We start from the raw sequence: 8978 nt of genomic DNA on the forward strand, positions 1-8978 counted from the left end.
GCGCGACGTGCCCGATGATCCGGCCGTCGCTTGTCATGTGCAGTGGGGTGGGTTCTGTGAGTTTGGGGTCGGCGAACATGACGGCGCGTGGCCGGTGTTCGTCGAGGGTTGCGAGGCGGTGTCCAGCGGCTTGGAGGACCGCTGGCATTGTGTCGTCCCGCTCCACCGTGTCGCCGATTGTGATGCTTGTTTCGCGCCAGGCGGGGATCGCGACGAGGGTGACGGCGGCGATCTCGGCTTCCAGCCACATTGGTACAGCGTCGATCGGCTCATCTGCGTTGATGGCTTGTTCGAGTTGCTCGTCGGTGATTGGCTGGCCGTCGGGGGTTGCGAGGACTTCATTCGTGACGATAGCGAAAACGCTTGGGGCGGTGAGGTCTCTGCGTGCCTGGTCGACAGCGTCGTCCGCGTGTTCGGTGTTGAGGAAGTAGCCGCGGCCCCAGATGCCGTCGTCCCGGGTTTCAAAAGCTTCTATCGCACCGACGGTGAACGCCCCGTCGTGGTCGGGGTCGTCTTTCTCCTGCCAGTTGAGGACGAGTGGGAGTTTCTCGTTGACGAGCTTCAGGTCGGGAGACGCAAGTGACAACCTGTCGCGGGAGACCGTGTTGAACGGGATGAGTAATCCTTCCCAGGATCGGAACTCCTCCATGGCGTGACCTCCATCAGCTGCGGCAGCGGTTTGGTGGGTGATTGTGGGATCGAGGGATGCAGCCAGCGCCCACGTGTCGAGGCCGGGGACGTTTTCGCCGCGCTCAACGGTGAGGAGCGTGCACCGGCACTGGATTACTTCCTCTGCGGGCCCATCAGGGTCGCCGGGCGCGGCGAGCTCGTAGCCGCCGACGATGAAGTGCTCACCTAGGGGGACACGCTGGCCGTGTGCCTCGAGGTGGGTTTCGCGGGTTCGGTCGGATCCGGGGGTTGCTATCCACACCTGGTCGAGGAGTGTGCCGGTGATGTCGGACTGCAGGATCGCGGCTTGCCTCGTTGCCGAGTTCATGGCGCCGCCAGATTCGGTGCGGGCGACGACGGTGGCGCGGCGCGGCCACTGTTCCACATTGGTGACGTCGAGTTCCGTTGCGATCCGGTCCCGCATCTGGGGTATCGACTCTCCGAGCCGCAACGCTTCGGCGACGTGTGTGGAGATCGCTTTGTACACAGTGTCGGGGGTGTTGACCATCCGGTTGCGAACCTGAGATAGGTACACGGTTTGCCACTGTGTGATCGCTGGGATGCGGGTGACCATGCGGGCGGTGACTGTCCCGGTTTGCGGGGTGGCGTTGTCGGGCCAGGGGAGCATGTCGGCGGTGATCCCGGCGGCGGTGATGGTCGCGGCGATGTGACCGGCGGTCAGATCGTGCATGCCTGCGATGAAGATGGTGTCGAGAAGTTCTTCGAACCGGGCTTGGGTGACGGCGATGTTGGAGGGTTCGGGTGTGAGCGCTGCCGCTGCTAGTTCGGGGAGTACTGCGCGGCGTACGTCGGGAAGCCACGCGGCGTAAAGGTCCATCGCTAGTTCGTGGACCCGGCGTTCGAATGTGAGCACGTTCAGCAGTCCGCGGCGCCGGTGGTCGCTCATCGCAGCACCTGTAGCAGCTCTTGATGCGAGGGTCTGATGGGTGTCTCCGCGTTCGTCAATGCGCGTGTCGCGATGCGGGTGACGATGTCGCGGAAATGCTGTGGCAGCACACCAAGATCCGACGCGAACGACGCGGTTACTCCGGTGTCCCAGCCATCGATCAGGCGATTCACGTCGGTTTCTGGGACGGGTCCGAGTTCGACGTTCGCGTGTTCCGCGGAGAGCCCAGCGATCATGTGTTTGTTCTGATGCGTGCGGCGCCGCTTCGCCGCTAGATCCAGGCCTCGCGCGACACACAGGTTCACGGCCGCGGTGACGGCTGCATATGGGTCGAACAGTCGGTTCGCGGCAGCGGTTAACGCGTCATCCGGTTCTGGTGGTGCCTCTTCAACGACTTCGGTGATCTCAGCTGGCGTGGTGTCTTCGGAGGGAACAGGTTGCAGGTCGGGGAGGTTCGCCGCGATCAGTGGTGCGAGAGCGGGGAGCTGGTGGATGGACTGGGCGGCCCTGTCCCTCGCGACTTGCTGCCATCCGGCGAGAGTGGTGAGGTCGTATCCGTCGGCGTCGGTGAACCCGAGGTGTTTGCGCAGCGCTTCACTGGTGATGGCACCCCGGTCGTGCGCGTTGATCGCTTCGCTCTTACGGTCGGGGTCTTGGGTGAGCGCGGTAGTGTCGTACCAGACGAGGTACTGGTCGGGGTCGATGCCTTCGCGATCCAGCATTGGCCGTAACAGGCTTGTGGTGAGCGCGTCAGCGATCAGTTCGAGTGTCGGGATGATGTGGATTTTGATGTCGTCTTCTTGGATCGCCCAGGCGGTCCAGTGGTTACCTGTCGACATGCCGAGCAGCCGTTCCGGGCTGACTTCCAGGCCGAGAGCGAGCCGGCGGATCGCTTCTTCACGGGTTTTCAGTGCGATTTCGGGGATCTCAGTGTCGATCCTGATGTGTCGGAGCTTGTCGAGGAATTCGCCCGGCCCGGACACGCACAACGGGATGTTCGCGGCCGCGGACGTGGGGTCTTCAATCGCGGTGGCCGCGATGGTTCGCAGCATGTCCATGAACGAGGCTGGGTTGACCGGTTGCACCGGTAGTGGTGCACGTTCGGGGAGTTCGGGCGCGTCGGGGTCGCGTTCCGCGGTGGGTGCGCTGGCGATGTCGTCGGGCATTTCTAGTTCGGACGGGATCGCGAGGATCCCATTGCCGAGCAGACGGGACTTCGCTGCGCCCTCAATAGCCGCGGTGGTTCGGACGATTTCATGCAGAACGGGAAGCGCGGCGCGTACGGGAGAGTCGGCGAGCTGACTGTTGCGGGGGTGGGGGCGCCAAACCCGGAACAGCACGTCGGTGCCTTCGATGAACACGTGTTTCGCGCCGTCGGGCAGGGTGAGTGTGACTTGGTCGAGGGTGTCTTTGGTGATCTCTTCGCGGGAGAGGACATGCCACTCTTCGCGCTCGATGTCCTCGCTGGGGTGGCGGGTGATGACAGCGATGTAGCATTCGCCGGGCACCCCGATGAATGTGTCCAGTCTGCCGAGCAGTTGTGCTTGCCCGGTGGGGCCGCCTGCGATGGACCGTACGATGTCGTTGACCGCGGTGTTTTCGGTGTTACCTGTGGGTTTACCGGTTTCGGGGTCGATCTCGGATGCGACGAGCCTGGCGCGTGACACTGCGCTGGCTCGCCATTGGTAGACGGCGCGCAGTTCGGTGACGCAGTCGAACATTTGCCATGCCGTGTCTTGCCATCCCTCGGCGCCGCTCAGTGACGGGTTGGGGAGCTGCTTTTTCAGGTCTGTGACGGGGGTGGCGGCAGCGAGAAGCGACCCGCGGGAGCGGCGGGGTTTCCGGTTACGCGAGATCATGGCCATCGGGGAGTGACGCTAGAAACGGGGGGTGAAAATGCTCGTTCAGTCGTCGACGGGGTCAAGGTGCACGGCGTTCCAGACGGTGAGCTGTGACGCGGCCAGCGCGAGGAAGGGCAGAAGCCACCAGGTCAGTCCTGAGAGGGCGATGGCGGCGGGAGCGAGCGCGAACGCGATCCAGATGCTCATGCAGGCGGGGCAGTGGAACAGGTAGGTGGTCATGCTGGATTCCGGGCGATCCGGATCGTCGAAGCGGTCGGCTACCCAGCGACGCAGCGGTTGTGTGATCTTGTCGCGGGTGATGAGGCGGGTGACCCTGAGGACTGCGAGCGTGTAAATGGCGAGGAGGAACAGCGTGAGACCCATGCCGGGACGGTCCCAATTCGGGGTGAAGGTTTTAGCCGACTCGACGATCCCACACGCCGCCCCGGCGGGTTCCTCGCGTGAGGCTGCCGGTGGGTATCGCGGCGCCACCGGAATGGCCGGCTGAGGTGACAAGGTGGTCGTAGGCGATGATCGCGGCGGCGACCCGGTCGGGTTGGTGCTGGCCTTGCTGCCACGTGACCGCTTGGCTCTCGAATCCTTCGAGGTCCCCGGCGATGACGCACCGGCCTGTCTCGAGGGCTTCTCTGAGCCCGGTGGATCGGGCAATAGCATCACCTTTTCCCCGCCACCCGAGGATTCGGGGGCAGCGTGCCTGACCGAACATGTCTCTCCAGGTTTGTTTGAGCAGTCGCGTGTAAGTGGTTTCGGCGGTGTACGCTTCGACGCGGATCGCGCTGGCCCCGGTGTCGCGGGCGGCTTGGCACGCTGTTTTCGCCCACTCAGCTGATGTGAAATGCCCTGAGTAGTCTCCGGTCAGGTACACGGTGCGGTGACGGTCAATGCTCGCGGCGATGATTCCGGCTTCGTCGCCCTTGCCGGTTTCGGCGGGGTCTACTGCGACGACGGACAGCGCGGCAGCTGGAATGGTGTCGGTGTGCCGGTGATTGTTGAACCATTCGGTTTTGATGAGTCCGCCCTGTACCGGTGTCGGGTTGCCCTGATAGGTCGCGGACCAAATGCGTGCGGGTTTGATTGACCGGAGGTAGAACCAGTCTTTGTCGCCTGCGGGGTTCGCTAGGGGTTCACCAGGCTTGCGGCCCAGAGAGTCCAGCACTCCGGGCTGTGCGATGGCGGGGAAGTTCAGGACGCGCCACCGGTCTGGTTCCTGAGCCATGAGGTAGGCGAAGATGTCCTTCTCGTTCCATCTGGTGCCGATGCAGATGACTGGAGCGCCGGGGGAGAGTCGTTGGCTGCCGACGCTGTCCCACCAGGTTTCGACGTGGCGGCGGATCGCTGTGGAGTCTGCGGCTTCCATGCCTGCGTAGAGGTCGTCGAGGATCATGAGGTCGGCTGGACGTCCGGGTAGTGCTGTGCCGACGCCTGCTGCGATGAGGCCGCCGCGGTGTCCGGCGAGGGTCCAGCGTGTGGAGGAGTTTTTCGCGCCGAGGCTGAGTCCGAGGCGGTCTGGGAGCGGCTGGCCGGTCATGGCGTCTTTGGCGCCGGTGCCGAATGTTTGGATGAGTGCCCGGATTTCTTCGCTGTGGGTGCGGGCGAGGTCTTCTGAGTGGGTTACGGCGATGACGCGGCGGTCGGGGTTGAGGGTGAAGGCTCGGAGTGTGCCGTAGATGGCGGCGCGTTTTGATTTGCCGGTTTGGGAGGGCTGGCTGATCATCAGTCGGGCGTCTGGTGTGGTGTAGGCCCATTCGAGTGCTTCGTCGACTTTTTTGAGTGCGGGGGTTTGTCGCATGGTGGGGTCGAGTGCGCAGGCTAGGGCTCCGGCGGTGGGATAGTTGCGGAGTGCTTGGTGGCGTGCGAGTTCGGGTTCGAGGTGTGCGAGTAGGGCGGTTGTTTGTTCGGGTGTGAGCCCTGTGGTCAGCTCGGTGATGTGTTGTTGGAGCTGGTTGGGGGTCATTCGGGTGATGGTGGCTGGTGGGGGTGTATTTCTTTGTGCCTCCACCCACTTGAACTACACACTAAGGCAGTGTATAGTTAGGGGTGTAAGGCAGAGAGGAGGTGAGGCAAATTGAGAGTAATTGACTGGGTACTGCTCCTTCTGGCAGCACTCTCCGCAGTCGGCACCTGGATACAGGTGTGGCAGACCGAGAGGGACCGCTAGAGAGCAGGGAACCCGGGTGAAGGAAGCACCCGGGTTCCACCCCAGTCTTTCACTCACCGCCTCACCTCGACAACAACCCACGAGAGGAATCGGAGACGAATGAAGAAGATCATCACAGACAAGGGTGTGCTGGCTGCGCTCGCCGGAATGCTTCCCATCGTCATAGCCACCGCACTAGTCAGCGGCTACGCTCCGGTGCTCACAATCATCTGGATCGCTTGGGCAGCGGCGTTCGTGACGGCGGTAGCTCTGGCGGTGCGGCATGCCTGAGCTGTACATGTCCCGAGGCCAGGTCGAGGAGTATCTGGGCCTGGCCACGGGATCCCTCGGCCGGATCAAGATGCCCCCGCCCGATGTCATCGTCGGACCACTAAACGACGATGGGTCGATCCCACGGGGCACCGTGCGTGGCTGGTCGAAGGAAACCATCGACGAATGGAACAAGCAGCGGCCAGGCCGCGGCGCCCGCACCGACCTCCACGGATAACCGCGCAGCGGACCGAGACGCTGCGCTAGCTGGCCGGTACCTGCTCGGCGAGTTTCTCACTGATACGGAACTCGTCAGCGTCAGGTTCCATCTTGAACTCAACAACGGCAACGCTGTGCTGCTTGAGAACCTCAAGAACCTCCTCCGGCGCCACATAGAAAAACTCGCGCCGATTGTTCACCCTATTCACTCGCTTGTCAGCGAACTCGCGATGCAACATGGCCTCAATTTCGACCGCATCATCCGCGAAAAAGATGGCATGAACATCGAAGTTGAACGGGACCGACGCGTCACTGAGTTCCCGAACCCGATCCATAGGCTCTAGACGCCTAGTTAGACCAATCTTGACCATGCGCTCACCGAAGGATCCGAAGTTGGAGATCACGTACACATACCCGGCGCGCAAGTTGGCCTTGCGGTAGTCGACGTCGACAATGGCGCGCTCGACGTCTGTGAGTTTCCTCCTGATGTCGGCTGCCGCGGTTTCGTCCCCGCGCGCTTCAAGGGCCTGCAGCGTGTTGAGATAGTGCTGCTTCTCTTTGTCGAGGCGGTCCAGCTCGCGCTGCAGCTCTGCCTCTGCCTTCTGTTGTTCCCTGAGTTCGGCGCGGCGCTCGCGCTCTGCTTCTTTCTCGGCGCGCAGAGCGTCCATATGGCGCGCTGCGAGTTCGAGTTCCTGTAGCCGGAGCCCGTGATAGTACGGGGTGATTTGTAGGTCGATCATCTGGCCATTGCGCGCGATCTGACTGACGATTCGCTCCAGTCGTTTGCGTGCGACGTCGAGCTTCCCGGCCTTTACCCCTTTGATGCAGTTTTCCGCTTCAGCGTTGTACGCGGCAAGCATCGTTTTCGACATGTCTTTCACGAACTTCCGGCCCTGTGCCATGGAGTTGTTGAACGTGAAGTTCGCCGTCGCGGAAGTGGCATGTCCACCCGCGATCGCTCGTTTGATGTTCATTCGCACTTTTGAGAGTTCGTTAGCGAGCTTGGCGGAGGTTTCGGCGGGGTGGTCGAAGTCGTAGAGTCCGAACTCTTGGATGTTGATGGTGTTGCGCACGTCTACGATCTGGGCTTCCAGTGTTGTGAGTTGCCGTGCGGTGTTTTCGATCTCCGTTTGCTTGTCGCGGTGTTGTTGCTCGAGGGTGTCGAGGTCTGCCCTGGCACCGGTGATCGTCGCTTCGATGTCGGCGAGTTCCATTCCGTGGAGGCGGTCGAGGAGCTCTTGCAGGCGTGCGTTCTCGGCTTGGAGTTCTTTCGCTTTGGAGCGGGCGTTGAAGAATGTGACCTTCTCGTCAGTTCGCGACTCTGCGGGGTCTTCACTGCGAGGTGGGGTGACGTGTTGTTCGGTTTGGGGTCGGTCTTGCTGCTTTGCCGGATTTGTGGTGGTGTGTGCGGTCCATTGGCTTCCGTCCCAGTAGCGCAGCAGTGCTGAGTTCTGTGGGTCTGGATACCAGTTCGCGGGTGGCGGCTTGCTCATCGTTTTCCACCTCCGGTTTGACGGTACGTGATGAACGCGAGCGTTGTCCGGTTTACGGCTGGAGTCTGGTGGAATGCGAAAGCCCGGCGCATTCTCGGGGGGAGGGGCGCCGGGCTCTCTAACCGTCACTCCGTATATCGCGGTGACCCAACGGGGGGAGGGTTGCACCGCGAGCAGAGCGGGATATTTACAGGATAACGAATCGGATAGATATGTCCGAATCTGGTCGATGCTGGTGCCGTAAACGATTGCGCATCGCAGCTGTGACGAGTGGGCCGACAGCTTCTTCGTAACGCCGATACAGATCTTCGCCGGTAATCCATAGCTTGTAGATCTCGTCTGCGAACGCAGTTGGAACTCCGATATATCCGTGCTCGAGCACACTACGCCATGGGTAGATTCGGATAGTTTGATCTAGCTTCAGCGTCAATGCGAGCATCTCGTTGTCCAGTTGGGGAAGGAGCGGTTCGAGCCGTTCAAAACTGTGCTCGAACTCGCTGATCCGCATGAGCATCTTTTGTCGCCATGCGATTGGAATTAGTTGTTGCTGATAGCCGACCACGTGAGGACTCACATGGTTAACGTCAATCTCCGAGAGGATCCTCTTCAAATAGTCGAGATCGGGCTCGTCTGGTATCTCCGGCTGTGACCCTTCCCTCTTGGAAAGATCTCGGACAAAGTCTCTGGGGCTGCGGGCGTATCGGCCGAGCAGGATTCCGACGGAGCCGAGAATGGCCCTGCGTCTGCGGTTTTCGGGCGCCCTGACGACGATCCAGTGGAAAATGTACGAGACGACGTAGCCGATTGCCACCGTGAACACGATCTCGCCGATCGCAGATCCCAGGGGGATGATTTCTGGTACTGGAATAAGCAGAGTTCTGGCGACAATGGTGAGGGACGCGGCAAGGAACAGCCAGTCGAGAGGTTTCGGTATCTGATGCTCGGCGATTAATCCGCGAACGCGACCCTGTAAACTCTTGATCCGCGTTTGCAGGAGTCTGGTATTGGTTATTGTCGCACTGGTGTCAGTGTTTTCCGCAGTGTCTTCCGTTGCCTGTGGCGGATCTTGGATGCCGGATTGTTTCATATGCGCTCTCCGCTGGTGAGGTTGGAGGACCGCGGCGGCGTTGTCCGGCTGAGATCACGACTGGCCGTGCTCAGAATTTTGCCTGAGCTCGCTTCGCGCATACACTCGCAACTGTCTGGGCAAGACGTTGGAGCGCCTCGGTGGACTATTCGCCGGGGCCTCTTTTCTGTTGTTGCCGAACTCGCATGCCGTGAGTTCCGGCCCAGTGTACCGGCGAACATGCCATCACAACGTCGATGTAAGTAGTGCTGGTTGTACGCGTGTCACCAGCGCTAACGGATGTAGCCGTGTGGTGGTGGCAGAAGGAGTCTCCGCTATCGTTGCCCGCCACGGA

8 protein-coding genes are annotated in these 8978 nt (G+C 61.5%); 2 read left to right on the forward strand and 6 right to left on the reverse strand.

Annotated elements, in window-relative coordinates:
* The 4 genes from FHU29_RS22690 to FHU29_RS22705 form a co-directional block, all read right to left on the reverse strand.
* On the reverse strand, nt 1-1576 hold a 1576-nt coding region (locus FHU29_RS22690), incomplete at its 3' end, for a phage minor head protein (protein ID WP_183377677.1).
* Nucleotides 1573-3441, reverse strand: coding sequence for a hypothetical protein (locus FHU29_RS22695; protein WP_083962538.1), 1869 nt, complete (start codon nt 3439-3441; stop codon nt 1573-1575). The genes FHU29_RS22695 and FHU29_RS22690, both read right to left, overlap by 4 nt.
* A 39-nt stretch (nt 3442-3480) precedes the next feature.
* Nucleotides 3481-3801 (reverse strand): DUF1360 domain-containing protein, encoded by a 321-nt coding sequence (locus FHU29_RS22700; protein ID WP_064442274.1) that lies wholly within the window; start codon nt 3799-3801, stop codon nt 3481-3483.
* Between the two features lie 31 nt (nt 3802-3832).
* Complete coding sequence (locus FHU29_RS22705) at nt 3833-5392, reverse strand: hypothetical protein (protein WP_064442275.1); 1560 nt, start codon at nt 5390-5392, stop codon at nt 3833-3835.
* Between the two features lie 303 nt (nt 5393-5695).
* On the opposite strand from FHU29_RS22705, the gene FHU29_RS22710 reads away from it, so the two are divergent.
* Together FHU29_RS22710 and FHU29_RS22715 are read left to right on the forward strand one after the other, a co-directional pair.
* Nucleotides 5696-5866: a hypothetical protein gene (locus FHU29_RS22710; protein WP_157095379.1), complete on the forward strand. Its 171-nt coding sequence runs from the start codon at nt 5696-5698 to the stop codon at nt 5864-5866.
* Nucleotides 5859-6083 (forward strand): hypothetical protein, encoded by a 225-nt coding sequence (locus FHU29_RS22715; RefSeq protein WP_064442276.1) that lies wholly within the window; start codon nt 5859-5861, stop codon nt 6081-6083. Before FHU29_RS22710 ends, FHU29_RS22715 begins: the two co-directional genes overlap by 8 nt.
* A gap of 25 nt (nt 6084-6108) precedes the next feature.
* Here FHU29_RS22715 and FHU29_RS22720 read toward each other — a convergent pair whose 3' ends face one another.
* Both FHU29_RS22720 and FHU29_RS22725 read right to left on the reverse strand, forming a co-directional pair.
* Nucleotides 6109-7557, reverse strand: coding sequence for an SNIPE associated domain-containing protein (locus FHU29_RS22720; protein WP_064442277.1), 1449 nt, complete (start codon nt 7555-7557; stop codon nt 6109-6111).
* Between the two features lie 187 nt (nt 7558-7744).
* A complete protein-coding gene (locus FHU29_RS22725; RefSeq protein ID WP_064442278.1) occupies nt 7745-8644 on the reverse strand; it encodes a hypothetical protein in 900 nt (299 codons plus the stop codon).
* Between the last annotated feature and the right edge of the window lie 334 nt (nt 8645-8978).

The organism is Hoyosella altamirensis, assembly GCF_014191505.1.
GTDB lineage: Bacteria > Actinomycetota > Actinomycetes > Mycobacteriales > Mycobacteriaceae > Hoyosella > Hoyosella altamirensis.